A 24,666-nucleotide genomic window follows, 5' to 3' on the forward strand; every position below is an offset into this window, starting at 1 on the left:
GCCTTTTTCAGTACTTTCGCGAAACCTACACTGGCGAATCCAGTGTTGCGACATTCAAATCAATGCCGCCCCAACATCCGTTAAGGAATCTATAAATCAATTTAAAGATCACCATCTTACTTTTAACTGCCGTCGTCGGCGGCATGGAGCTTCCTATGAAAAAAGAACTGATCAAGATCAGCGAGTTTCAGCGCCGGCGCTGGGGCGGAGGTGGTACTCCGCTCTGCTCGCAGGCTATCCGCAACCACATCCGGAACGGAATGGTCCCCGGCGAGCAGATTGGCAAACTCTGGTACGTTGACTGGACCGCATTCAGCCTCTCGAACGGCAATGACCTAGTGGCGATGGTATTGAAAGGAGCAGCATGATGGTCCCTCGGCCGCGCAATACTGCGAACAAGAACCTCCCGCAGAACCTCTACTTCGATGCGCGGCGCTCGACCTATCGCTACCGTCGGCCCACGGATGGGAAGTGGTTCCAGTTCGGGACCGACCGAATCAAAGCGATCGACGCTGCGAAACAGTTGAACCTGGAGTTTATGCGTGGCGCTGACCTCGTCGGCGCTGTGCTGAACAACGCCTCTGAAACGTTCGCCGGCTTCCTCGACACATACGAGCGCGATGTCCTGCCACCTCGCGAGTTGGCCAAGGGCACTTTGGGTTTATACGCCGTGCACTTCCGACGCTTTCGCAAGCAGTTCGAGGGCAAGGCCGTGGACCAGATCACGATCCGCATGATTGCGGAAATGCTGGACGCCCTCACCCCGCGCACTGCAAACCAATGTCGGGCCCTGCTAGTCGACATATTCAACCATGCGGCGGCCAAGGGCCTATGCCCGGACAATCCGGCCGCCAGCACCATCAATCGCATCGAGAAGAAACAGCGCAAGCGCCACACCGTGGAGGGCTTGAAAGCCATCAGGGAGAAAGCGCCAGCCTGGCTGCAGAACGCAATCGACCTGGCCCTGATTACCGCACAGCGCCGCACCGACATCCTCGATATGCGCTTTGATGGCGTTCGGGAGGGGTTTCTCTATCTGGTGCAGAAGAAGACGGCGAAAGCTAGTGACGCGGCGTGGATCCGCTTTCGCGTGACGCCCGAGTTGCAAGCGGTGATCAGCCGCTGCCGTGACGACACCGCTTCACCTTACCTGGTACACCGGAAGCCCGATCGCCTGAAACAGAAACAAGCGCAGACCAAGGACCACTGGACGAAGGTTGAGGAACGGTATTTAACCCGAGCGTTCAAGGAAGCCAGGGAGGCGGCGAACTGTTACGCAGGATGGAAGGAAGAAGAGATGCCGGGCTTCCACGAAGTGAGAGCGCTGTCGCTGCACCTGTACAAGAAAGCCGGAAAGGACGGACAGAAAATTGCAGGCCATGCGAGCGAGGGCATGACCAAAAACTACCAACGCGACCACGAGGAAGTCATCTGGTCCGAGGCAATTCCGGACCTGAATATCAGCGAAATCACCGGGTAGTTTTGCGCCAGTTTTGCGCGGGTTTTGCGCAGACACAAAAAAGCCGATCTAGATTATCGGCTTAAGTATCTGATTTTATTCAGGAATAATGGTCGGGACGGAGTGATTCGAACACTCGACCCCTAGCACCCCATGCTAGTGCGCTACCGGACTGCGCTACGCCCCGACTAGGCGTGTAACCTGTTCCTCACCTCGAGGAACGCTCAAGAATATATCGCAAGCTTTTGAAAACTGGAAGTATTTAAAAGCAGAAATTTATTTCTTGAGGACAACCAGCACATCTTCGAGCTCTGCAATCATCTGCCGGATCATCTGTTTGTACTGGGTGGTGTCGTCTTTGGCTTCATCGCCGGACAGGCGCAGGCGTGCGCCGCCGATGGTGAAACCCTGATCGTACAGCAGCGCGCGGATCTGCCGGATCATCAGCACGTCCTGGCGCTGATAATACCGGCGGTTTCCGCGGCGTTTGACGGGGTTGAGCTGAGGAAACTCCTGCTCCCAGTAGCGCAGCACGTGTGGTTTTACCGCACACAGCTCGCTGACTTCACCAATGGTGAAGTAGCGTTTGCCTGGGATGACGGGAAGTTCGTCGTTATGACTTGGTTCCAGCATAAGCCTCAACTCGGGCCTTCAACTTCTGCCCTGGACGAAAGGTGACCACACGGCGAGCCGTGATCGGGATTTCTTCCCCCGTTTTCGGGTTGCGGCCAGGCCGCTGGCGTTTGTCCCGAAGGTCGAAATTGCCGAAACCGGACAATTTGACCTGCTCGTTGTCTTCAAGAGCGTGCCTGATTTCCTCGAAAAACAGCTCTACCAATTCCTTGGCTTCCCGCTTGTTCAGGCCCAGCTCTTCATACAGACGTTCCGCCATCTCAGCTTTCGTCAAAGCCCCCATACGTCACTTCCTTAACGTGGCGTCCAACCTTTGTTCGAGCGAGGTGAGGATGTTTTGCGTCGTAGAATTCACCTCATCGTCATTAAGAGTGCGCGATGGATGCTGCCAGGTCAAGCCAACTGCGAGGCTTTTTCTATCAGGATCAATGCCTTTACCCTGATACACGTCAAATAGCCTGAGGTCTGTCAGCCATTCGCCTGCATTTTCACGGATTACGTCGAGTACTGCCGCGGCAGCGACGTCTTTGTGCGCAATCAGTGCAAGGTCACGACGCACTTCAGGAAAGCGCGACAACTCTTGGAATTTAGGCATTTTGCCCGAGGCCACTTCCGCCAGGACCAGCTCGAAAACGAAGACTGGACGATCCAGGCCCAAGGTTTTCGACAACTCTGGGTGGATGGCGCCAACGAAACCGACCAGACGACCTTCGCGCTCGATGCGCGCGGTTTGACCCGGGTGCAACGCAGGGTGTTTACCCGGCACGAAACTGAAGGCATCCAGAGCACCGGCAAAGCCCAACACCGCTTCCACGTCAGCCTTGACGTCGAAGAAGTCGACCGTATCGCGACCCTGCGCCCAGCCTTCCGGCAGACGGCTGCCGCACACGACACCGGCGAGCATCGGCTCTTGCTTGAGCCCTTCGAGCTGGCCGACGAAACGCAGGCCGCTCTCGAACAGACGAACGCGATCCTGCTGGCGGTTCAGGTTGTGCGACAGCGCCTTGACCAGGCCTGGCCACAAGGACGAGCGCATGGCGGCCATGTCGTTCGAGATCGGGTTGGCCAGTAGCAGCGGCTCGACACCTGGATTGAACAGCTCGAACTGTTTCGGATCGATGAAGCTGTAGGTGATCGCTTCCTGGTAACCACGGGCGACCAGCAGACGGCGCAGCTCAGGCAGGTCACTACGGGCTTCGGCCTTGGCTTGCGGTGCCAGGCGCGCTTGCGGGTAACGAACCGGCAGGCGGTTGTAGCCGTACAGGCGAGCCAGCTCTTCGATCAGGTCGACTTCCAGGCTGATATCGAAACGATGGCTTGGCACTTCTACGCGCCACTGCCCTGCCCCTTCGGCAGTAACGGTCAGGCCCAAGGCGTTGAGCAGACGCTCGACTTCGGCCGAATCCATTTCCATGCCCAGCATCTGGGTGATGCGCTGGGCACGCAGGGTGACCGGGGCAATCTTCGGCAGGTGCTGCTCGCTGACGGTCTCGATGATCGGGCCGGCTTCGCCACCGGTGATTTCCAGCAGCAGGCCAGTGGCGCGCTCCATGGCTTCACGGGCAAGCTGCCAGTCCACACCGCGTTCGTAACGGTGCGATGCGTCGGTGTGCAGGCCATAGGAACGGGCCTTGCCAGCGACAGCGATCTGATCGAAGAACGCGCTTTCCAGGAAGATATCGCGAGTGGTCGCGGTGTTCACGCCACTGTGCTCGCCACCCATGACGCCGGCGATTGCCAGGGCACGGGTATGGTCGGCGATCACCAGCGTATCGCTACGCAGGCTGACTTCCTGGCCGTCGAGCAGAACCAGTTTCTCGCCTTCCTCGGCCATGCGCACGCGGATGCCGCCATTGATTTCGGCGAGATCGAAGGCGTGCAGCGGTTGACCCAGCTCCAGCATCACGTAGTTGGTGATATCGACGGCGGCGTCGATGCTGCGCACGTCGGCACGGCGCAGGCGCTCGACCATCCATAGCGGAGTTGCCTTGGACAGGTCGACGTTACGGATCACGCGACCCAGGTAACGCGGGCAGGCGGCAGGGGCCAGCACTTCCACCGAACGCACTTCATCGTGCACAGCCGCGACAGTGGCGACTACCGGACGAGTGACCGGCGCGGCATACAGCGCGCCGACTTCGCGGGCCAGGCCGGCCAGGGACAGGCAGTCACCACGGTTCGGCGTCAGGTCGACTTCGATGCTGGCATCGTCCAGGCCCAGGTATTCACGAATGTCCTGGCCTACCGGCGCATCGGCCGGCAGTTCCATCAGGCCGTCGTTGCCCTCGCCCACTTGCAGCTCGGCTTGCGAGCACAGCATGCCGTTGGATTCGACGCCACGCAGCTTGGCTTTCTTGATTTTGAAGTCGCCCGGCAGTTCGGCACCGAGGGTGGCGAACGGGATCTTCAGGCCCGGGCGCACGTTTGGCGCGCCGCAAACCACCTGGAAGGTCTGCGAGCCATTGCTGACCTGGCAAACGCGCAGCTTGTCGGCGTCCGGGTGCTGCTCGGTGCTCAGCACCTCGCCAACGATCACACCGGTGAATTCGCCGGCGGCCGGCGTCACGCTATCGACCTCAAGACCGGCCATCGACAGACGGGCAACCAGCTCGTCGCGACTTACCTGCGGGCTTACCCAGCCACGCAGCCATTGTTCACTGAATTTCATCCTGCTCTCCTAAGAATTCGTTACGACTAGCGAAATTGCGCGAGGAACCGCAAGTCGTTGTCGAAGAACAGACGCAAGTCGTTCACGCCGTAACGCAGCATGGCCAGACGCTCGACGCCCATGCCGAAGGCGAAGCCCGAAAACTCTTCCGGGTCGATCCCGGACATGCGCAGCACGTTCGGGTGAACCATGCCGCAGCCCATCACTTCCAGCCAGCCGGTCTGCTTGCAGACGCGGCAACCTTTACCGCTGCACATCACGCATTCCATGTCGACTTCGGCCGACGGCTCGGTGAACGGGAAGTAGGAAGGACGGAAACGCACGGCCAGTTCTTTCTCGAAGAACACCCGCAGGAATTCTTCGATGGTGCCTTTGAGGTCGGCGAAATTGATGTCGCGATCGACCAGCAGGCCTTCGACCTGGTGGAACATCGGCGAGTGGGTGATATCCGAGTCGCTACGGTACACACGGCCTGGGCAGACGATGCGGATCGGTGGCTGTTTCGACTCCATGGTGCGGACCTGTACCGGCGAGGTATGGGTGCGCAGCAACATGTTGGCATTGAAATAGAAGGTGTCATGCATCGACCGGGCCGGGTGATGGCCAGGGATGTTGAGCGCTTCGAAGTTGTGGTAGTCGTCTTCGACCTCAGGGCCCTCGGCAATGCCGTAGCCAATATGGGTGAAGAACTGTTCGATACGTTCCAGAGTGCGAGTAACCGGATGCAGACCACCCGAGGCCTGGCCACGGCCAGGCAGGGTCACGTCAATGGACTCGGCAGACAGTTTGGCGGCCATGTCGGCCTCTTCAAACAGTGCCTTGCGGGCATTGAGGACCTCTGTGACACGCTCCTTGGCAACGTTGATCAGGGCGCCGACTTGCGGACGCTCTTCTGCCGGCAAATTCCCCAGGGTCTTCATCACCTGAGTCAACTCGCCCTTCTTGCCAAGGTAGTGAACCCGGATTTGCTCCAGGGCATTGATATCTTCAGCGCTTTGCACAGCCTCTAGTGCTTGAGAGACGAGCGCATCCAGGTTTTCCATGTACAGACTCCAGATACAAAATAGGGGAAGAGCTTGAAGGCTCTTCCCCTATTTATGACGTTTAACACCTGGCCCCACAGAGGTGAGGCCCGGTGACTGTCGGGGGTACTTAAGCCAAGGTGGCTTTAGCTTTCTCGACAATCGCAGCAAACGCCGCTTTTTCGTTCACTGCCAGATCAGCCAGAACCTTACGGTCGATCTCGATGGACGCTTTTTTCAGGCCGGCGATGAAACGGCTGTAGGACAGACCGTTGATACGAGCACCAGCGTTGATACGAGCGATCCACAGAGCGCGGAACTGACGTTTTTTCTGACGACGGTCACGGTAGGCGTATTGGCCTGCCTTGATTACCGCTTGCTTGGCAACACGGAATACGCGGGAGCGTGCGCCGTAGTAGCCTTTAGCAAGTTTCAGAATTTTTTTGTGACGCTTACGGGCAATGACGCCACGCTTTACACGAGCCATGAGTTACTTCCTCTATTCTTGACTAAAATTAACGAAGGCGCAGCATGCGCTCGACTTTTGCCACGTCAGACGGATGCAGCAAGCTGCTACCGCGCAGTTGACGCTTACGCTTGGTCGACATTTTGGTCAGGATGTGGCTCTTGAAAGCGTGCTTGTGCTTGATACCGTTAGCAGTTTTCAGAAACCGCTTAGCAGCACCACTTTTGGTCTTCATTTTTGGCATGTTCGGATACTCCGCATTCAGTTGATAAACATAATCAGAAGGCCTGCCGTGCCCTGTTGATTACTTCTTCTTTTTCGGGGCGATGACCATGATCAGCTGGCGTCCTTCCATCTTAGGATGCTGTTCGACCGAACCGTACTCCAGCAAGTCACCTTCAACTCGCTTGAGCAGTTCCATCCCCAGCTCCTGGTGGGCCATCTCACGGCCGCGGAATCGCAAGGATACCTTGGCCCTGTCCCCATCACTCAGGAAACGTACCAGGTTGCGCAGTTTTACCTGGTAATCCCCTTCCTCCGTCCCTGGACGAAACTTGATTTCTTTAACCTGAATCTGCTTCTGGTTTTTCTTGGCCGCAGCAATCTGCTTCTTCTTCTCGAAGATCGATTTGCCGTAGTCCATCAGTTTGCAAACAGGTGGTACTGCATCGGCGGAAATCTCCACCAGATCCAGCTTGGCCTCTTCAGCCTTAAGAAGCGCGTCTTCAATTGACACAATCCCGAGCTGTTCACCTTCAGCCCCAATTAACCGAACCTCGCGTGCCGAGATATTCTCGTTGATCGGGGCTTTCGGTGCAGTTCGTTTATCTTGTCTCATTTCACGCTTAATAATAATTACTCCGAATCTTGGCGACCACGCCGGGAAACCGCTTGCGCGAGGAACTCAGCGAACTGGGCGACGGGCATAGAGCCCAGGTCAGCACCTTCACGAGTACGCACAGCGACAGTCTGCATCTCGACTTCCCGATCTCCGATAACCAAGAGATAGGGAACCTTGAGCAAGGTATGCTCGCGGATTTTAAAGCCGATCTTTTCATTTCTCAAGTCAGACTTGGCACGAAACCCGCTTTCGTTGAGAGTTTTTTCCACTTCAGCGGCAAAATCTGCCTGCTTATCAGTGATATTCATGATCACTGCCTGGGTCGGAGCAAGCCACGCAGGGAATGCTCCCTCGTAGTGCTCGATCAGGATTCCAACGAAACGTTCGAACGAGCCCAGGATCGCCCGATGCAACATCACCGGATGCTTGCGGCTGTTGTCTTCGGAGACGAATTCGGCACCCAGACGCACAGGCAGGTTAAAATCGAGCTGCAGAGTACCACACTGCCAGACACGGCCAAGGCAATCTTTTAGCGAGAATTCGATCTTCGGACCGTAGAACGCTCCCTCACCCGGCTGCAGATCATACGGCAGGCCAGCACTATCAAGGGCTGCAGCCAAGGCCGCTTCGGCGCGATCCCACAGCTCGTCGGAACCCACGCGTTTTTCCGGACGAGTGGACAGCTTCATCTCGACATCTTTAAAGCCGAAATCGGCGTAGACATCCATGGTCAGCTTGATGAACGCAGCGGATTCAGCCTGCATCTGCTCTTCGGTGCAGAAGATGTGGGCGTCGTCCTGGGTGAATGCGCGCACGCGCATGATGCCGTGCAGCGCACCCGATGGCTCGTTACGGTGGCAGGCACCGAATTCGGCCAGGCGCATCGGCAGCTCGCGGTAGCTTTTCAGGCCCTGGTTGAACACTTGCACGTGGCAAGGGCAGTTCATCGGCTTGATGGCGTAGTCGCGGTTTTCCGACTGGGTGGTGAACATGTTGTCGGCGTAGTTGGCCCAGTGCCCGGATTTCTCCCACAGGCTGCGGTCAACGACCTGGGGCGTCTTGATCTCCAGGTAGCCGTTGTCGCGCTGCACCTTGCGCATGTACTGCTCGAGCACCTGGTACAAGGTCCAGCCGTTCGGGTGCCAGAACACCATGCCCGGCGACTCTTCCTGGGTGTGGAACAGGCCCAGGCGCTTGCCGATCTTGCGGTGATCGCGCTTTTCAGCTTCTTCGATGCGCTGGATGTAGGCGGCCAACTGCTTCTTGTCGGCCCACGCGGTGCCGTAGACGCGCTGCAATTGCTCGTTCTTGGCATCGCCACGCCAGTAGGCGCCGGACAACTTGGTCAGTTTGAAGGATTTCAGGAAACGCGTGTTCGGCACGTGCGGACCGCGGCACATGTCGACGTATTCTTCGTGATAGTACAGGCCCATGGCCTGCTCGTTCGGCATGTCCTCGACCAGGCGCAGCTTGTAGTCTTCGCCGCGAGCCTTGAACACTTCGATCACTTCGGCGCGCGGAGTGACTTTCTTGATCACGTCGTAATCTTTTTCGATCAGCTGCTGCATGCGCTGTTCGATGGCGGCCAGGTCGTCCGGGGTGAAAGGACGCTCGAAGGCAATGTCGTAATAGAAGCCTTCGTCGATAACCGGACCAATGACCATCTTGGCCGTCGGGTACAGTTGCTTGACCGCATGACCGACCAGGTGGGCGCAAGAGTGGCGAATGATCTCCAGCCCCTCTTCATCCTTTGGCGTGATGATTTGCAGCGTGGCGTCGCTGCTGATGATGTCGCTGGCGTCGACCAGCTTGCCATCGACCTTGCCCGCTACCGTGGCCTTGGCCAGGCCGGCACCAATGGATGCGGCGACCTCGGCTACGGAAACCGGGTGATCGAATGAACGTTGACTGCCGTCGGGAAGAGTAATAGTTGGCATGGCGCCTCCTCTCCTAGTGGTGACCCCTACCAAAGGTCACGTGGGTTGGGATGAGCCAGTACAAGATCCGATCCAGGCCATTCAATGACGAACGCCTGCCTTACAGCGGCAGGAGCCTTGCGGCCAACCGGAAAATCGAACCAGAGTGACTGGGATTCAAATCAGGGTTATTCGGGCATCTGCCGCGGCCGGGACTGAAGGTCGACCGGCGCCTGCGAACGCCCGAGCGAGGCATGCTAGCACAGATGAACGGTCATGGCGGCGTCGAGGCCTTGCGTCGAGGCGAAACTGCGGTTTTTGTGCCAGAGTGCTGAACTTGAACCGCGTTTTACCCCTCAGATAACAAGACATTCCCCCATAAGGAGCATCCCGGCATGCGTCTGAATCGTTTATTCGCTGTAGTCGCACCCATCGTCCTGCTGCTTCCGCTGGCCGCCCACGCCGACTGGCCGAAGGGTGAGCGCGAGAAGTACATGGCCCAGTGCACCCAGGCCGCCACGCCACAGATCGGCGCCGCAGCGGCAAAATCCCACTGCGCCTGCGGCGCCGACGCTATCAAGTCGTACCCGGCCAAGGACCTGCAGGCACTGATGGACAACCAGGCCAGCGACACACTGAAACAAGAGGCCTTGGGCAAGATAGCCAAGTGCAAGGCCGCCCCTGCGGCGAAAAAATAAGCCTGAAAACGTGCTGTAAAAGCGTTTTCTGCCGGTGAAAACCCTCGGGGAAACGCTTTTTCCTACAAATTGTGCAGGTTTTACAGGTTTTTTTCTCACCTTTACTTTGGGCTAAAAGCCTTTAAATACGGGGCTTTCAGCCCAATCAGCGAACAAAGAATGTGCGACTGTAGGGCAAACAACCGCTGTGGGGGGCTCCCAAAGCGAACATTTCGACTATGATACTCGGGTGTGCCCAGTTGGCCTGAGCAGCACAGTACTACTGAAAATATATGTTTCTTGGAGATACACCATGTCTAATCGCCAAACCGGCACCGTTAAATGGTTCAACGATGAAAAAGGCTTCGGCTTCATCACTCCTCAAGGTGGCGGTGACGACCTGTTCGTACACTTCAAAGCTATCGAAAGCGACGGTTTCAAAAGCCTGAAAGAAGGCCAGACTGTTTCCTTCGTGGCTGAGAAAGGCCAAAAGGGTATGCAAGCTGCTCAAGTTCGCCCAGAGTAATTTCCAGGCGCACTAAAAAAACCCCGTCCATGTGACGGGGTTTTTTGTGGGCGCTATAAAGCGTGTTCGATCAGCCGCAGTTGACGCGGGTGACGACACGATTGGCATCGGTGTTGAGGTTCAGGCGGTCCGAGCGGTACTCCAGCGTCACCATGTCGTTTGGCTGCAGGAATCGCGCATTCTGCGCGCCTGCACGGGTGCGCGCCTGCTCCAGCAACTGGGGCGACGCCTGCTTACCGATGGCGAATTCGGCCGCCTTGGCCTCGCAGCGGCTATGACCAGACTCAGTGGTAGTGGCCGGGTCAGTCGGCTCGGTGGTTCCCGTGCTGCAACCGACCAGCATGGCAGCAGCCAGCACAGTACCCAATGACGCGAGCTTCCAAGGCATGACGCCTCCTTATTCGATGATTTAGCTGAATTCTTGCGACCGCCATTTCGGCGTTTGGTTTCACGGGGAGCCAGGCACCCCGCCCTTCACAACGGACAAACGGCAAGTTTGCCTGAGCAACGCCCTGCCCTTCATCATTCAATCGTGACTGAATATGAACGGCACTCAATAAACGTCAATGTAGTCAAAGGCCGGTTTTGGCCAGTTATCCTTCAACGCATTGTAGATTTGCATGACCCAGACTTCGTCACTGGCCGCCACCCGCCCGACATAGCCAGACCCTTTCGCCCAGGTTTCCAGGCGAAACAGCAAGCCGTCGATATCGCTGCCACCCACGACACCCGAAGAAATATAGGCGATGCCGCCCTTGGTCACGCGCAATTGCGTGTGCTCATCGTCGCTGGCTGCGGCTAACATCTGGCGCACCGCTTCGAGGGTCAAGCCATCGGGAGTGTTCAAATCGATCTGCACAGCACAATCCTGGATTAGCCATCAAAGACCAAGTGTCGCATAGCCCTGCGCCCATGCCTAAGTCGCAGTGCCAAAAGCATCGCAAAGTGATTAACTCGACACTCACCATTCCCCCTGACTCCCGAGCCCTGTCATGACCACCGTGAGCATCGAAGCCGACATCAAGATCAAATGGCCAGACGGCCATATTTCCTACAGCCCGGGTAGCCCGGAAGAGCTGGCCATTATCGGCATCGACCTGCTGGTCAAGGATCTGGGCACCGAAGCGGCACGCTCTTTCATCGACCAGATCTTCGAAAAACACTCGCGCACCGGGCATTCGCAGTGAGAGAAAGCCTTTGGGCGTTTTCGCGGATGCACTCGCTACCCTGTAGGAGCGAGCATGCTCGCGATGGTCGTCAACGATAACGTTGGCTGCCTGGATGAGCGCGTTGTCTGGACGTTCATCGCGAGCATGCTCGCTCCTACAGGCGCGCCAGGCGCTCGGTCAACAGATCGAAGAAGCCTTGGGCGTCACCGCTGTCAACCCAGAAGGCGTTCTTCGGCGCGTTGAGACTGTCATACCAGTCGACGATGGTCTGGCCAAACGTCGGACCTTCGCGGCTGTCGGCCACCACGTTGACCGAACGGCCACTGAACAGCGCCGGCTTAAGCAGGTAGGCGATGACCGTGGCGTCATGCACCGGGCCACCGGGAATGCCATAGCGCGCCATATCACCGCCAATACACGCTTGCAGGATATCGCCCACCAGCTTGCCGGCCTTGTTGTTCAACGCCGCTATCTGCTCGAGGCGCGCTTCACTGGTAAGAATCTTGTGGGTCACGTCCAGCGGCAGGTAGACCAGGTCTGCGCCACTCTTGAGCACCACCTCGGCCGCGTGCGGATCGGCAAACAGGTTGAATTCGGCCACCGGCGAGATGTTACCGCCGTTGAAGTGCGCACCGCCCATGACCACCACCTGCTTGATGCCCTGGACAATCTGCGGCTCGCGCAGCAGCGCCAGGGCAAGGTTGGTCTGCGGCCCCAGCATGGCGATGGTCATGCTATGGGGCCTGGCGGTCAGTAACGTGTCGATCAGGAAGTCGATCGCATTGCCCTCGGCCAGCCCCCTCTTCGGCTCATGGACCGCAACACCCGGCAAACCTTCCTCGCCGTGGACGTGCTCGGCATAGACAGGCTTGCGCACCAGCGGCTTGGATGCCCCGGCATACACCGGCACGTGCTCACACCCGGCCCACTCGAGGGCAAGCCGTGCATTGCGCGAGGTTTTGTCCAGGCGTACGTTGCCGGCGACGGTGGTCAATGCGCGCACGTTCAGCTCTTGCGGCGACGCCAGGGCAAACAGCAAGGCAATCACGTCGTCGGCACCGGGATCGGTATCGATAATCAAGTCGATCGGTTGTGCCGACTGGGAGCCGGTGGTGTTACTCATCAGAACGTTACCCCGGCCACCAGCACGATATTGCAGTAAGGCTGGCATTCTCCGGTGCGCACAATCGCCCGCGCCTGTTGAGTGAGAGCCTTGAATCGCTCATGGCTGAGCAGTTCGCGCCGTCCCAGCGCACCCTCGACCTCCAGTGCGTCCAGGGTCGCCAGTGCCGACGGCCGTTTCTCGAGGATTTCTTGCGCCAGCACATGGCTTTCGACCTGCATTTCGCTGAGCACGACTTTCAGGGTAGTGACGAAATCCGGAATGCCCTGGGTCAAGGCCAGGTCGATCAGTTCGACGCCTGGCGGTACGGGCAGACCCGCATCGCCGATCACCACCTTGTCGCCATGGCCCAGGGAAGCTATAAGCCGCGACAGCGCGACATTGAGTAGAGGGGTCTTTTTCATGGTGTTTTAAACGCCTGCACATCGGCCAGGGTGGGAATCGAGGGTTGCGCGCCAGCCCGGGTGACCGACAATGCGGCGGCGACCTGGCCGAAACGTATCGCTTGCGCTTCGCTCATCCCGGCCACCAACGCCGCGGCGAAGCCACCAACGAAGGTATCGCCGGCCGCCGTGGTGTCGAGCGCCTTCACGCTCGGCGCCGGGAAATGTTCGAAGCCTTTGCCATCGGCAAACAACGACCCCTGGGCGCCGAGGGTGATGATGACCTTGCCGGCGCCCATGTCGATCAGTCGAGTAGCCGCGATCTGCGCCGTTTGCAGAGAGTCCACCGGCAAGCCGCTGAGCGCTGCTGCTTCACTCTCGTTGGGAATCAGGTAGTCGATGGACGCATACCACTCCTGCGGCAGCGGTCGACTGGCCGGCGCAGGGTTGAGGATAACGGTCTTGCCCAGCTCACGACCGCGCTTGAGCGCATGGCCAACCGTTGCGTCCGGTATTTCCAGCTGACAGATGATCACATCCGCCTCCTGCAGCGCCGCATCGAAACAGCCGAGCACCGCTGGCGTCAGCGCGCCGTTGGCCCCGGCGACAATCACGATGGCGTTCTGGCTGTTGTCGTCGACCACGATCAAGGCCACGCCACTGGTACCTTCCACGGCGCTGACCGCCCGACAATCGATGCCCTCGTCCAGCAACGCCTGTCGCAATACCTGGCCGTAGGCATCGGTGCCCACGCAGCCCACCATCGACACCTGCGCACCGAGGCGCGCAGCCGCCACGGCCTGGTTCGCCCCCTTGCCGCCACAGACCGTCGCAAACGACTGGCCGATCAGTGTTTCTCCACCACGGGGCAAGCGCGACGCCCGAGTCACCAGGTCCATGTTCAAGCTGCCGACTACCACTACTTTTGCTGACATACATTACTACTCATCAAGACTGTTCCAGCGCTGCTCGGGATTTAGCGATGCTTTTCATTTAACGATACTGTGCGAACACCCCGGCCAACGGCGCGGTCGATTCGCGCAAGACGATGCTGGGGGTCACGATGCGTTGTTGGGTTGCCAGGTCCGGCTTGGCAATCCGGCGCAGCAGCACCCCGGCCGCCATTTCGCCCAGTTGCAGGATCGACTGGCCCACGGTGGTCAGTGCCGGATAGACATAGCGGCTCATCTGGATGTCGTCGAAGCCGATGACGGAAAGGTCCGTCGGCACGCGGATATTGCGCTCGGCGGCGGCACGCAGCACACCGATACCGATCATGTCGTTGGCGGCAAAGATCGCGCTGGGCGGATTGTTTTCCAGAAGCACAGCGGCGGCGCTGTAGCCACCGGTGCTGGTGAAATCGCTTTCGAGCATGCGCCCGCGCGCAACACGGATACCCGCCTCTTCAAGGGCCCGGCAAAAGCCGGCCAAGCGCATCTGCGCCACGCTGGTGGTTGCAGGGCCGCTGATGGTGGCGATATCCCGATGCCCCAACTCCAGCAGATGCCGCGTGGCCAGGTAGGCGCCGTACTCGTGATCGATGCGCACAAGGTCCGCGTCGACGCCTTCGAGCCCTCGGTCGACGATCACCATCGGCGTGCGCACGGCCGCCAGGCCCTGGGCCAACCCGCCGTCACCACCGGCCGAGGCGACGATCAGGCCGTCGATGCGTTTCTCCAGCAATACTCGCAGGTAACTACGCTGCTTGTCCGGGTTATCGTCCGAATTGCACAGGATCACACAGTAGCCATTACGCTCACAGTAGTCCTCGATACCCCTCGCCAGCTCGGCGAAATACGGGTTGAGGCTGTTGGGCACCAGCAGGCCGATGGTTGCCGTGGTCTTGGCCTTGAGGGACCGGGCGACGGCGCTGGGCACATAATCGAGGGTCTTGATTGCGGCCTCGACCTTGACCCGTACTTCTTCACTCACCGGCCGGGTCTTGTTCACCACATGGGAAACCGTGGTGTAGGAAATCCCCGCCAGTGCTGCTACATCCTTGATCGTTGCCATGACTCAGGTCCGCCGGCTTGCGCGCTGACTGCGATAAGTATCCAGCACTACCGCCACCACGATCACGGCGCCAGTGATGATGCGTTTGGTCGGCTCGGTGGCGCCGATCTGCGCCAGGCCGGCCGCCAATACCGAAATGATCAGCACGCCGAAGAAGGTGCTGATGACCGAGCCGCGCCCACCCATCAGACTGGTGCCGCCAATCACCACGGCAGCGATCACTTGCAACTCCAACCCGGAGCCGGCATTGGGGTCCGCCGCTTCCAGGCGAGAAATCTGGAACAGCGCGGCAATACCGGCCAGCAACCCCATCAGGCTGAACACCAGGATCTTGTAGGGCTTGGGGTTGATCCCCGCCAGGCGCACCGCCTCTTCGTTGGTGCCGATGCCGATCAGGTAGCGCCCGAATACGGTACGGGTCAACACGGCCTGGGCGATGAAAATGATCAGCAAGGCGATGATGAACGAGGGCGAAATTCCGAAGGCGATCGGATTGGACAGCCAGGCAAAGGCGTCGCCGATGTAGGCCGTGCGCGAACCGGTCATCTGGTACGCCACGCCGCGGGCCATTTCCAGCACACCCAGGGACACGATGAACGAGGGAATGCGCCAGGCCACGGTGATCGAACCGGTGACGGTCCCCGCCAGCGCGGCAGCCGCCATCCCGAGCAAAGCCGCTGGCAGCACGCTCCAGCCCCAACCGAGAATCGCCACGCTGACCGTCGACGCGGCCAGCGCCAGCACCGAACCCACCGACAGGTCGATACCGCCGATGATCAGCACGAAGGTCATACCGACCGCCAGGACCATCAAGTCCGGAATCTGGTTGGCCAGGGTGCTGAAAGTGTTGTAGGAGAGGAAATGGCTGCTCAGGACCGAGAACAGCACGACCATGGCCAGCAAGGCGCCGGCCAGCCCCAGGTAAGTGCCCAGCCCATAGAAATTGCCGCTGCGTGGGCCGGCCGAAGATACGGTTTTCATTGAAGATCCCTAGGCGCCGCTTCGTTGAGCAGCGCATCACGTTTTTGGTAGCCGGCGAACGCGGCGGCAAGCAAATCATCCTGGGTCCAGCTGTCGCGCTCGAAGGTGTCGATCAGACGCCCCGCCGAGAGCACGCCGATGCGGTCGCAGATCAACATCAATTCGCGCAGGTCGCTGGACACCACCACCAACGCCTTGCCTTGACGGGTCAACTCACCGAGCAGCGCATAAATGTCGAACTTGGCGCCGACATCGATGCCCCGGGTCGGCTCGTCAAACAGCAGCACCGAGCAATCACGCTCCAGCCAGCGACCGATGACTACCTTCTGCTGGTTGCCACCGGACAACTCGGACACCAACTGCGCCGGTCCGGAACTGCGAATGCGCATGGCGTCGATCTGCCGTTGGGCCAGCCCCGCTTCAGCGCCAGGATTGACCAGGCCACCGCTGGAAATAACCGGCATGTTACCCAGCGCAATGTTCGCGCCGATCGATTGCGTCAGCAGCAGGCCCTCGCCCTTGCGGTCTTCGGTGATCAGGGCAATGCCATGCCCGACCGCGTCCACCGGCGAGCGGATACTCACGACTCGGGCGGGTGAGCCTAGCGCCACCGTGCCGCTGTCCGCGGTATCAGCCCCGAAAATCAAGCGCAGCAACTCGGTGCGCCCTGCCCCGATCAATCCGGAAATGCCGAAGATCTCGCCAGCCCGCACCTCGAAGGACACGTCACGCACCTTGTCGGCACGACTCAGGCCCTTGACCGTCAAAGCCGCAGCGCCGATGTCACGCGGCCCCATGTCGATGTGTTCGCCCAGTTCGCGCCCGACCATCAGCGTGACCAGTTGCTCACTGTTGTAGTTGGCCATCGGCTCGACACACACCAGGTGGCCGTCACGCAGGACCGCAATGCGCTGGGCCACCCGCGCAAGCTCTTCGAGGCGATGGGAGATATAGATGATCGACACGCCACGGGCCTGCAGGCGCGTGATCTGCTCGAAGAGCATTTCGACTTCACGGGCGGTGAGCATCGCGGTCGGCTCATCGAGGATCAGCACGTGGCAATCACCGATCAGGTTGCGCGCGATCTCGACCATCTGCTGATGACCAATGCCCAGCTCGCCCACCGGGGTGTCCGGGTCGATAGCGTCGAGCCCGACCTGAGCCATGGCCTCGATCGCAGCCAGGCGCAGTTGCTTGCGATTGATCCAGCCAGCAGTGCTGGGCAGCTTGTGCAGAAACAGGTTTTCCGCCACCGACAGGGTCGGCAACAGATTGAGCTCCTGCATGACCATGCGGATCCCCAGCTCTTCGGCCTGGGTGCGGCTGCCCGGGCGGTAATCGCGCCCCTGAAACTGCATCTGGCCAGTAGTCGGCGTGACCAGCCCGCCGATAATCTTCGACAGCGTACTTTTGCCGGCGCCATTCTCACCGGTCAGTGCCAGCACCTCGCCGCGCATGAGCGTGAGGTTGATGCCGGCCAGGACCGGCTGCGCGTAAGTCTTGCCAATGTCGCTGACCGAGAGGACAGCGTGCGGGGCGCTAACAGACATAAGACTCTCCATGCGCTCGCAGGGATGGCGAGCGCCATTGCGTCGCCGGAAATTTACTGTGTAACCAGCTCTACCGGAGTTTCGATCACGCCGTTGGCGCCGCTGTCGACTTTCTCGCCCTTGATGATCTTCAACGCGGTCTCGATGCCGAACACCGCCTGCTTGGCGGCAAACTGATCGGCGGTGGCCAGGACGCGGCCATCCTTGAGCATCGGCTTGATGGCATTGATGTTGTCGTAACCGACCACCTGGACCTGGCCAGCCTTGCCCGCGGCACGCACGGCAGACACCACGCCCACCGCCATGCTGTCGTTGCCGGCGAGCAGGGCCTTGATGTTCGGGTATTCGCTGAGCATCGAGGACGCCACCTGGTTGCCCTTGTTGATTTCCCAGTCGCCCGATTGCACGGACACGACCTTGATCTGCGCCGCCTCCATCGCATCCTTGAAGCCTGCGGTGCGGGCCTGGGCATTGGTGGTGGTGGACACCCCCTCGATGATGCCTACTTCGTCACCGGCCTTGAGCTTCTTGGCCAGGTACTCACCCACCAGGCGCGCGCCCTTTCGGTTATCCGGGCCTACGAACGGCACACTGATGTTCTTGCTCTTGACCACGGCCGGGTCGAGCTGGTTGTCGATGTTGATCACGGTAATGCCGGCGTCGACGGCTTTTTTGATCACCGGCACCATGGCCTTGGAATCAGCGGGCGCGATCACCAGCGCATTGACCCTCGACACGATCATTTGCTCGACGATGCGGATCTGGTTGGCCGTATCCGTTTCGTCCTTGATGCCGTTGGAGATGAGCTCGAACTCGTCGGAGTGATCTTTCTGATACGCCTTGGCGCCGTCTTCCATGGTCAGGAAGAATTCGTTGGCCAGGGACTTCATCACCAGCGCGACTTTTGGCTTTTCAGGCGTTTGGGCGAACGCCGAAGAAACAGGCAGCGTGGCGGTTGCGCCAGCCAGTATTGCGACAGCAAGAAGACGTCCAGCGAATGGCAGCTTCATGGGTTCACTCCGATCTTATGATTATTGTGAGCAACGTCGGGGCGGCATATAGAGATGTCGCAAACGTTTGCGAACCCTGACTATGCGAATCTTGCCGGAATTTGTCAACGGCCGTCATACCCCGTCCGCAGGTTGCGCGTATAGCCACCAGCACACAAGGTCACGCCGTAGTGCTGACCATACTGCCGGAACCAGTCAACTCTTTTGCCAGGCTGGCGGCCACCTGCATCAATGCCGACAACGTATCAGCAATCTGTGACTGGAGCGCCATCACGGCCACGGCCTTGGCCTCTTCAGACTGAAAAGACGCGGCCTGGGCAGCCGCCAGTTGTTGCTGTTGCTCACGCAGTTGCTCTTGCAGTTCCTGCATGCGCTTGAGCAGCAATTGCGCCGCAACGCTTTGCTGGCTGCCAGCGCCTTCGGCGTTTTCACCTGCCTGCGCGCCCTGCTCCATTCGGACAGGCTTTTCATCCTGCACGGGCTCACCGGACTGCTGCACCGATGCCGTGTCACTCAAGGTGTCGACGGCAGCCGCTGATTTCCCGCCGATATTAACAACCGCTGAATGTGGCAAACCGACCGTCAACGACATGTGAACTCCCTGTAGATGATTCTTCACTGAAGCATCGACCTGCCGGCCGGTTTCTTTAACGCCGATATTTAAATGGGGGGCGAAATCCTTTTCGGAAAGCCGAATGAAAAATCCACGAACAGTCGGAAAGCCGGACAACACAGGAAGGTCGCCGCTCAACAACTCGTTTAAATTGATTAACAAATCAATAGGTTAGGAATTTTTTTTGATTCCAGTTGTAACTGGTACGGGACGTGCTCTTTCTTCAGCACCCCACGGGCTCAGATCCGTTTGGGGCGCATCTAGATGAACCTGCATCAGCACCGTCACTACAAGAGAGAAAAATAATGACATCTGCTTTGAAAAACCTTATTCCGGGCACATTGGCCCTCTTGCTGCTCGTGCCCGCCGCCCTTCAGGCAAAAGAAGTCGAAACCCAACAGAAACTGGCGAATGTCGTGGTCCTGGCGACCGGCGGCACCATCGCCGGTGCAGGCGCCAGCGCCGCCAACAGCGCCACCTATCAAGCAGCGAAAGTCGGCATCGAGCAATTGATTGCCGCGGTACCGCAGCTCAGCGAACTGGCCAATGTCCGCGGCGAACAGGTCATGCAGATCGCCTCCGAAAGCATCACCAACGACAACCTGTTGCAACTGGGCCGTCGTGTTGCCGAATTGGCGGACAGCAAGGACGTCGATGGCATCGTGATCACCCACGGCACCGACACCCTGGAAGAAACCGCCTATTTCCTCAACCTGGTGGAAAAAACCGACAAGCCCATCATTGTCGTGGGCTCCATGCGCCCGGGTACCGCAATGTCCGCCGACGGCATGCTGAACCTGTACAACGCCGTCGCCGTGGCCAGCAGCAAGGACGCGCGTGGCAAGGGCGTGCTGGTGACCATGAACGACGAAATCCAGTCGGGTCGCGATGTCAGCAAAATGATCAACATCAAGACCGAAGCGTTTAAAAGCGCCTGGGGCCCCCTCGGGATGGTGGTCGAAGGCAAATCCTACTGGTTCCGCCTTCCGTCCAAGCGCCACACCATGGACTCGGAATTCGACATCAAGAACATTCAGAGCTTGCCTGACGTCGAAATTGCCTACTCCTACGGTAACGTCGGCGACACCGCCTACAAGGCACTGGCCCAGTCGGGTGCCAAGGCCATCATCCATGCCGGCACCGGCAATGGCTCGGTCTCTTCCCGGGTCGTGCCTGCCTTGCAAGCCCTGCGCAAGGACGGCGTGCAGATCATCCGCTCTTCCCACGTCAATGCCGGTGGTTTTGTCCTGCGTAACGCCGAACAGCCTGACGACAAATATGACTGGGTGGTGGCGCATGACCTGAACCCGCAGAAAGCCCGGATCCTGGCGATGGTCGCGCTGACCAAGACCAATGACAGCAAAGAGCTGCAGCGGATGTTCTGGGAATATTGATTCGCCCCTCGCCCGACCGACTCCGGTCGGGCATCTCTCATCACTCCCGCCTGACAAAAAAACTCTTTTACTCCTACACCAATCGGCAAAAAACACTGTCAGAGGATTCTCTTGAATTTTAAGCAGTTGCGAAAATGCCTACAGTTAAATACTGTATGCACGTACAGCTTAATAAGGATAATCCTGTGGACACCACCTCCGCCTCACCAGACACCTATGTACGCATGGGCCTGCGCGTTCAGAAAATCATCAACGGCCCAACCGCTCAAAAAGCCAGGGCAGCCCTGATCTTCCGCCTTCCAGACGAGCCCGTGGATGAATGGGAACGCCTGCTCGAAGAAATCGACGAGAACGACAACGTCACCCTCGCCCACCGCGACGATGGTGGTGTGCAGATTTTCTGGGTAGTGCCGAAGGAAGACTGAGTCGATGAGTGTCCGTTGTTTTGCCCTGCTGCTCCTGTTGTTCGCGATGGGGGCCCAGGCTGATGCGCCACGCACGTTCAGCGAGGCCAAGAAAGTCGCCTGGAAGCTGTATGCACCGCAATCCACCGAGTTTTATTGCGGCTGCAAATACACCGGTAACAAAGTGAACCTCGCGGCGTGCGGGTATGTGCCACGCAAAAACGCCAAGCGTGCCGCCCGCATCGAGTGGGAACACATTGTTCCGGCGTGGCAAATCGGACATCAGCGCCAGTGCTGGCAGGAGGGCGGGCGTAAAAACTGTACGCGATACGACCCGACCTACCAGAAAGCCGAAGCCGACCTGCACAACCTGGTGCCCAGCATTGGCGAGGTTAATGGTGACCGTAGCAATTTCAGTTTCGGCTGGCTACCGGAGCAATCCGGCCAATACGGTTCGTGCCTGACCCAGGTCGACTTCAAGGCGAAGAAAGTCATGCCCCGCCCGTCCATTCGCGGCATGATCGCCCGAACCTATTTCTACATGAGCAAGCAATATGGTTTGCGCCTGTCGAAACAGGACCAGCAGTTGTACCAGGCGTGGGACAAGACCTACCCGGTGCAAGCCTGGGAACGCCAGCGCAACCAGAGCGTGGCGTGTGTCATGGGGCGCGGCAACGAGTTCGTCGGCCCGATCGACATGAAAGCCTGCGGCTGAGCGCCAGCGGTAAAAAAAGGCCTGGGGGTTGAACACCCCAGGCCTTTTTTTAGCCGCCCGGCTGGGCCCTTACTGAGCCGTCGGGCGCTCCAGCACCAGCACTTCGATGTTCTGTTTCTTCGCCTTGATGAGCGCGGCATTTACCTGCGCCTGCTTGGCATCGGCTTCTGCCCTGGAGTTGTAAGGCCCCATCAGGATGCGAGTCTTGCCATTTTCCCTGACCACGTTGGACATGAAGCTGTGCTCGATCAGCCAGCCGCTGAGATCGCTGACGGCCTGGGGCGTTTCGCCCCGTACTTCGAGATCCCACTGTGGCCCCGCCACCTGCGCCGACGTTGCCGCCGCCGCAGGCTGCGGCTTTGGAGCCTCCTCGCGCTTGCCATCACCGCATCCCGCCAGAGCCAATACCGCGATTGCCAAGACCATTTTGCGCACAGCGTTTCCCTCTGAATGCTTAAAGCGGGGGATTTTAGCATTCATGAATACTTCGCGAGTGCCGTAAAAATGGGCGCAAAACAACGAGAATGATAGTGGCGGCCTCTGTATAGTTACACCTTGGGAATTAATGCTGTATCTGCGCGTCAGAAAGAGGCACCCAAACCGTGAGACTTCGCACTAATCTATACATAACACCGACCTCTGCACTGTCCGAATCAGGTGCCCCACGAAGCAATCAAGGAGAAGACCATGCTGATACTCACCCGCAAAGTCGGTGAAAGCATAAACATTGGTGATGACATTACGATCACCATCCTGGGCGTAAGCGGCCAGCAAGTCCGGATTGGCATCAATGCCCCCAAAGACGTCGCAGTGCATCGCGAAGAAATTTACCAGCGCATTCAGGCCGGCCTGACCGCCCCGGAAAAGCCACAAACCTGAATCCTGTCGTAGTCAGTAGCCAGCCCGTTCGCCCCGCAACGACGGCTGGCTAAAGATTCCAGCGCAACACGCCTGCGCTTTCCCTTCACTTTCTGTCAGCCGAATGTGAAACCCCGCGCCATCCCGCTCGCCACCACCATCATCAGCAACACCAGCACCGCCTCGATATGACTGACTCGTGCAAATAGCGTTGCACGCCAGGTATCGATAGCCGCGCCACGCGACCGCGCAACCCGCCATTTGATCAACGTCACCATGGGCGCAATTTCCAGTAGCAGGATAACCACCAACAACGTCATCTTGAGATGGAACAACGGCTGGCTCAGGTAGTAATCCGTGCCTTTCTCGAAACCGCCAAAGGCCCGCATGCCGCCGGTAACCAGCAAGACAAGGGCAGAAATGCCCCACATGTTGTCTGCCATCAATACATCGCGAGCCTCGCCTGCGCCGACAGCCAGGCGCCGAAAAGCCGTGCCACGCGCCAGGACAGCCCAGAATCCAAGCGCAAACGCCAAAAGATGAATCGCTGCAAGCAACCAGTGAGCCAGCATCGGGAAACTCCTGTAGAGACGTAGTCGAATCAGCCTGTCAGTAGTAGTTCATGAAACGACTGTTTGCACCCGACAGACCATTTGCTTTTCGCCGCCAACGACTCGGCTGCCCCCGCTGGAGGCCGCGTAAAATATAACGTTACAGACCTACTAGACTCCAAGACTCCAGTGCCGAAGCTCTTCAGGCACAATCCCCGACAGCAGTCACTCCTCCTAATTGACCTGAGTACACAACATCATGTGCGAATCATGTGATTCAACCTCTGCAGCAAAGATCAATGAGCGTCGTCGCTTCCTTCGCCTTGCTGGATTGGGAGTGGGAGCCTTGCTAATGGCCGGCGCAATGCCGAGTCGAATAATCCAGGCAGCCGAGAAAACCACCGCGCCGCCAAAACCCAAAAACGTCATCAGCCCGGATGAAGCCCTGAAAAGGTTGATGGCGGGCAACGAACGCTATGTCAGCGGTAATTCCGAAACGCACGACTTCAAGGATGAACGAGAAGCATTGGTTTCCGGTCAGAACCCTTTCGTGGCGGTGCTGAGTTGCTCTGACTCGCGCATCGCCCCGGAATACGCATTCGATACCGCTCGGGGCGATCTTTTCGCTGTACGCCTGGCCGGCAACTTCGTCACCGACGAAGGCCTTGCAAGCCTCGAATACGGCGTGGCCGTGCTCGGCGCACCGCTGATCCTGGTATTGGGCCATGAGCGCTGCGGCGCCATCGAGGCTGGCGTTAAAGCCGTCAAGGAGCACACGGTGTTCCCCGGGAAGATCCCTGCACTGACGGATGCACTCAAATCCTCTGTCGAGCAGGTCAAAGGTCGTCCAGGTGACCTGGTGGAAAACGCGACCGTGCAAAACATCAAGAACTCGATCGAACGCCTCAAGCAAGCCACGCCCCTGCTGACTGATGCGCTCAGCAAGGGCCAGCTGAAAATAGTGGGGGGCATTTATCGCCTGGCGACAGGTAAAGTCGAACTGGTTGCCTGAATCGTCCAGCCATGATTGCCATGTAGCCGATGTGAAGAGCCCAGCGCGAAGGCTGGGCTCAGGTTATTTCCTGCATTCAATCATCTTGTCCGCGAGCGCCTTGGCCCTTTCAATCAACAGATTCTGCCGGTCTTCATGCGTGACCGCGCCGACAACGGGCGCCGTTAGATGGCTTTCGGCAATCAACGCGGCGCAGAAATATTGATCCCACACAGCCTTGTGATCGGACGCCTGCCTGTTCATTTGGTCGGAGATCATATGCGACTCCTTCAGATGAGATAACACTGCCTATATTACGCCTGAATTGCAGTAGCAAGGGACGGCCGTCACTTGCAGATGGGCCACTACAAAATCAACCGCAGCAGCACGTGGCTGGCTATCCAGGAGGACGCTTCGACCATCGTCCATTGCAGCAAGAGGCAAATGGACAGGTAAGCCGCAAAGAACTTGATCATTGCCCGCCTCCCCATCATTACCCTCCCGCCTCAGTGAACCCACGAATAGTCCGGTTGCCTGTCCTGCTTTGATGCAATTGGTTGCAGGCAGTTCAATGCGAGACGAATTGGTTTTCATTTGGGCTTGGCGGGGCTGAAGCAGTTCAGTAATGCCTGGGGCTTTGGCGCTTTGGGTGCGAGTTTTGAAACCACAGCTCAAATCCCGGACAATCGGCATAGGGGACGGC

31 protein-coding genes and 1 tRNA gene are annotated in these 24,666 nt (G+C 58.7%); 10 read left to right on the forward strand and 22 right to left on the reverse strand.

The features are described 5' to 3' along the window. Window positions 1-155 precede the first annotated feature (155 nt). The gene (locus tag PG5_RS20675) at window positions 156-368 is read left to right on the forward strand and encodes a hypothetical protein (protein ID WP_020799064.1); all 213 of its coding nucleotides are present in this window, start codon (window positions 156-158) and stop codon (window positions 366-368) included. Next, window positions 368-1,480 carry a phage integrase Arm DNA-binding domain-containing protein gene (locus PG5_RS20680; RefSeq protein WP_042955581.1) on the forward strand — a complete coding sequence of 371 codons (1,113 nt, stop codon included), beginning with the start codon at window positions 368-370 and terminating at the stop codon, window positions 1,478-1,480. Before PG5_RS20675 ends, PG5_RS20680 begins: the two co-directional genes overlap by 1 nt. Window positions 1,481-1,569: 89 nt before the next feature. On the opposite strand, the gene PG5_RS20685 is transcribed toward PG5_RS20680, so the two are convergent. From PG5_RS20685 to thrS, 9 genes are all read right to left on the reverse strand, one after another. Next, window positions 1,570-1,646, reverse strand: a tRNA-Pro gene (locus PG5_RS20685). Between the two features lie 89 nt (window positions 1,647-1,735). Beyond that, on the reverse strand, window positions 1,736-2,092 hold the full coding sequence (locus PG5_RS20690; protein WP_003179985.1) for a MerR family transcriptional regulator: 357 nt from the start codon (window positions 2,090-2,092) through the stop codon (window positions 1,736-1,738). Beyond that, on the reverse strand, window positions 2,073-2,375 hold the full coding sequence (gene ihfA / locus PG5_RS20695; RefSeq protein WP_002553164.1) for an integration host factor subunit alpha: 303 nt from the start codon (window positions 2,373-2,375) through the stop codon (window positions 2,073-2,075). Before ihfA ends, PG5_RS20690 begins: the two co-directional genes overlap by 20 nt. A gap of 3 nt (window positions 2,376-2,378) precedes the next feature. Further along, a complete protein-coding gene (gene pheT, locus PG5_RS20700) occupies window positions 2,379-4,760 on the reverse strand; it encodes a phenylalanine--tRNA ligase subunit beta (protein WP_020799066.1) in 2,382 nt (793 codons plus the stop codon). Between the two features lie 26 nt (window positions 4,761-4,786). Further along, window positions 4,787-5,803, reverse strand: a complete 1,017-nt coding sequence (gene pheS, locus PG5_RS20705) for a phenylalanine--tRNA ligase subunit alpha (protein WP_020799067.1) — start codon at window positions 5,801-5,803, stop codon at window positions 4,787-4,789. Window positions 5,804-5,912: 109 nt separating this feature from the next. After that, window positions 5,913-6,269, reverse strand: a complete 357-nt coding sequence (gene rplT / locus PG5_RS20710) for a 50S ribosomal protein L20 (protein WP_007905879.1) — start codon at window positions 6,267-6,269, stop codon at window positions 5,913-5,915. A gap of 28 nt (window positions 6,270-6,297) precedes the next feature. Continuing rightward, a complete protein-coding gene (gene rpmI / locus PG5_RS20715; protein ID WP_002553160.1) occupies window positions 6,298-6,492 on the reverse strand; it encodes a 50S ribosomal protein L35 in 195 nt (64 codons plus the stop codon). A gap of 60 nt (window positions 6,493-6,552) precedes the next feature. Then, window positions 6,553-7,104 (reverse strand): translation initiation factor IF-3, encoded by a 552-nt coding sequence (gene infC / locus PG5_RS20720; RefSeq protein ID WP_172435703.1) that lies wholly within the window; start codon window positions 7,102-7,104, stop codon window positions 6,553-6,555. After that, entirely contained in the window at window positions 7,104-9,026 is a 1,923-nt protein-coding gene (gene thrS, locus PG5_RS20725) for a threonine--tRNA ligase (protein ID WP_008066670.1), read from the reverse strand. Before thrS ends, infC begins: the two co-directional genes overlap by 1 nt. A gap of 374 nt (window positions 9,027-9,400) precedes the next feature. On the opposite strand from thrS, the gene PG5_RS20730 reads away from it, so the two are divergent. After that, window positions 9,401-9,703 (forward strand): hypothetical protein, encoded by a 303-nt coding sequence (locus tag PG5_RS20730; protein ID WP_020799069.1) that lies wholly within the window; start codon window positions 9,401-9,403, stop codon window positions 9,701-9,703. Window positions 9,704-9,995: 292 nt separating this feature from the next. Beyond that, entirely contained in the window at window positions 9,996-10,208 is a 213-nt protein-coding gene (locus PG5_RS20735) for a cold-shock protein (protein ID WP_003179963.1), read from the forward strand. A gap of 70 nt (window positions 10,209-10,278) precedes the next feature. On the opposite strand, the gene PG5_RS20740 is transcribed toward PG5_RS20735, so the two are convergent. Together PG5_RS20740 and PG5_RS20745 are read right to left on the reverse strand one after the other, a co-directional pair. Beyond that, window positions 10,279-10,596 carry an I78 family peptidase inhibitor gene (locus tag PG5_RS20740; RefSeq protein WP_020799070.1) on the reverse strand — a complete coding sequence of 106 codons (318 nt, stop codon included), beginning with the start codon at window positions 10,594-10,596 and terminating at the stop codon, window positions 10,279-10,281. Between the two features lie 165 nt (window positions 10,597-10,761). Further along, a complete protein-coding gene (locus PG5_RS20745) occupies window positions 10,762-11,067 on the reverse strand; it encodes a hypothetical protein (protein ID WP_020799071.1) in 306 nt (101 codons plus the stop codon). Between the two features lie 133 nt (window positions 11,068-11,200). Between PG5_RS20745 and PG5_RS20750 the strand changes: the two genes are divergently transcribed. Continuing rightward, the gene (locus PG5_RS20750) at window positions 11,201-11,395 is read left to right on the forward strand and encodes a hypothetical protein (RefSeq protein ID WP_020799072.1); all 195 of its coding nucleotides are present in this window, start codon (window positions 11,201-11,203) and stop codon (window positions 11,393-11,395) included. Between the two features lie 136 nt (window positions 11,396-11,531). Here the strand turns inward: PG5_RS20750 and PG5_RS20755 are convergent, their stop codons facing one another. From PG5_RS20755 to PG5_RS20790, 8 genes are all read right to left on the reverse strand, one after another. Continuing rightward, the gene (locus PG5_RS20755; protein ID WP_020799073.1) at window positions 11,532-12,500 is read right to left on the reverse strand and encodes a nucleoside hydrolase; all 969 of its coding nucleotides are present in this window, start codon (window positions 12,498-12,500) and stop codon (window positions 11,532-11,534) included. Further along, entirely contained in the window at window positions 12,500-12,904 is a 405-nt protein-coding gene (gene rbsD, locus PG5_RS20760; protein ID WP_020799074.1) for a D-ribose pyranase, read from the reverse strand. Before rbsD ends, PG5_RS20755 begins: the two co-directional genes overlap by 1 nt. Then, on the reverse strand, window positions 12,901-13,818 hold the full coding sequence (gene rbsK / locus PG5_RS20765; protein WP_020799075.1) for a ribokinase: 918 nt from the start codon (window positions 13,816-13,818) through the stop codon (window positions 12,901-12,903). The genes rbsD and rbsK overlap by 4 nt, the downstream gene beginning before the upstream one ends. A gap of 58 nt (window positions 13,819-13,876) precedes the next feature. After that, window positions 13,877-14,896: a LacI family DNA-binding transcriptional regulator gene (locus PG5_RS20770; RefSeq protein WP_020799076.1), complete on the reverse strand. Its 1,020-nt coding sequence runs from the start codon at window positions 14,894-14,896 to the stop codon at window positions 13,877-13,879. A gap of 3 nt (window positions 14,897-14,899) precedes the next feature. Continuing rightward, the gene (locus PG5_RS20775) at window positions 14,900-15,877 is read right to left on the reverse strand and encodes an ABC transporter permease (RefSeq protein ID WP_020799077.1); all 978 of its coding nucleotides are present in this window, start codon (window positions 15,875-15,877) and stop codon (window positions 14,900-14,902) included. Then, window positions 15,874-17,427: a sugar ABC transporter ATP-binding protein gene (locus tag PG5_RS20780; protein WP_020799078.1), complete on the reverse strand. Its 1,554-nt coding sequence runs from the start codon at window positions 17,425-17,427 to the stop codon at window positions 15,874-15,876. The genes PG5_RS20775 and PG5_RS20780 overlap by 4 nt, the downstream gene beginning before the upstream one ends. A 53-nt stretch (window positions 17,428-17,480) precedes the next feature. Then, window positions 17,481-18,437 (reverse strand): sugar ABC transporter substrate-binding protein, encoded by a 957-nt coding sequence (locus tag PG5_RS20785; RefSeq protein ID WP_020799079.1) that lies wholly within the window; start codon window positions 18,435-18,437, stop codon window positions 17,481-17,483. Window positions 18,438-18,597: 160 nt separating this feature from the next. Next, window positions 18,598-19,029 (reverse strand): hypothetical protein, encoded by a 432-nt coding sequence (locus PG5_RS20790; protein ID WP_020799080.1) that lies wholly within the window; start codon window positions 19,027-19,029, stop codon window positions 18,598-18,600. Window positions 19,030-19,355: 326 nt separating this feature from the next. On the opposite strand from PG5_RS20790, the gene PG5_RS20795 reads away from it, so the two are divergent. The 3 genes from PG5_RS20795 (at window position 19,356) to PG5_RS20805 (ending at window position 21,563) form a co-directional block, all read left to right on the forward strand. Continuing rightward, window positions 19,356-20,444 (forward strand): asparaginase, encoded by a 1,089-nt coding sequence (locus PG5_RS20795; protein ID WP_020799081.1) that lies wholly within the window; start codon window positions 19,356-19,358, stop codon window positions 20,442-20,444. A 134-nt stretch (window positions 20,445-20,578) separates the two neighbouring features. After that, window positions 20,579-20,869, forward strand: a complete 291-nt coding sequence (locus PG5_RS20800; RefSeq protein WP_033041211.1) for a DUF1654 domain-containing protein — start codon at window positions 20,579-20,581, stop codon at window positions 20,867-20,869. Window positions 20,870-20,873: 4 nt separating this feature from the next. Further along, window positions 20,874-21,563: an endonuclease gene (locus PG5_RS20805; protein WP_020799083.1), complete on the forward strand. Its 690-nt coding sequence runs from the start codon at window positions 20,874-20,876 to the stop codon at window positions 21,561-21,563. Between the two features lie 69 nt (window positions 21,564-21,632). On the opposite strand, the gene PG5_RS20810 is transcribed toward PG5_RS20805, so the two are convergent. Further along, complete coding sequence (locus tag PG5_RS20810) at window positions 21,633-21,998, reverse strand: hypothetical protein (protein ID WP_020799084.1); 366 nt, start codon at window positions 21,996-21,998, stop codon at window positions 21,633-21,635. A gap of 252 nt (window positions 21,999-22,250) precedes the next feature. Between PG5_RS20810 and csrA the strand changes: the two genes are divergently transcribed. Continuing rightward, window positions 22,251-22,442 (forward strand): carbon storage regulator CsrA, encoded by a 192-nt coding sequence (csrA, locus tag PG5_RS20815; protein WP_008057174.1) that lies wholly within the window; start codon window positions 22,251-22,253, stop codon window positions 22,440-22,442. Window positions 22,443-22,537: 95 nt separating this feature from the next. Here the strand turns inward: csrA and PG5_RS20820 are convergent, their stop codons facing one another. Further along, window positions 22,538-22,993: a DUF2214 family protein gene (locus PG5_RS20820; protein WP_020799085.1), complete on the reverse strand. Its 456-nt coding sequence runs from the start codon at window positions 22,991-22,993 to the stop codon at window positions 22,538-22,540. Between the two features lie 238 nt (window positions 22,994-23,231). On the opposite strand from PG5_RS20820, the gene PG5_RS20825 reads away from it, so the two are divergent. Then, window positions 23,232-23,984, forward strand: coding sequence for a carbonic anhydrase (locus PG5_RS20825; protein WP_033041205.1), 753 nt, complete (start codon window positions 23,232-23,234; stop codon window positions 23,982-23,984). Between the two features lie 63 nt (window positions 23,985-24,047). Here the strand turns inward: PG5_RS20825 and PG5_RS20830 are convergent, their stop codons facing one another. Next, the gene (locus PG5_RS20830) at window positions 24,048-24,242 is read right to left on the reverse strand and encodes a hypothetical protein (RefSeq protein ID WP_020799087.1); all 195 of its coding nucleotides are present in this window, start codon (window positions 24,240-24,242) and stop codon (window positions 24,048-24,050) included. Window positions 24,243-24,666: the final 424 nt, after the last annotated feature.

The organism is Pseudomonas sp. G5(2012) (genome assembly GCF_000408945.1).
Taxonomy (GTDB): Bacteria; Pseudomonadota; Gammaproteobacteria; order Pseudomonadales; family Pseudomonadaceae; genus Aquipseudomonas; species Aquipseudomonas umsongensis.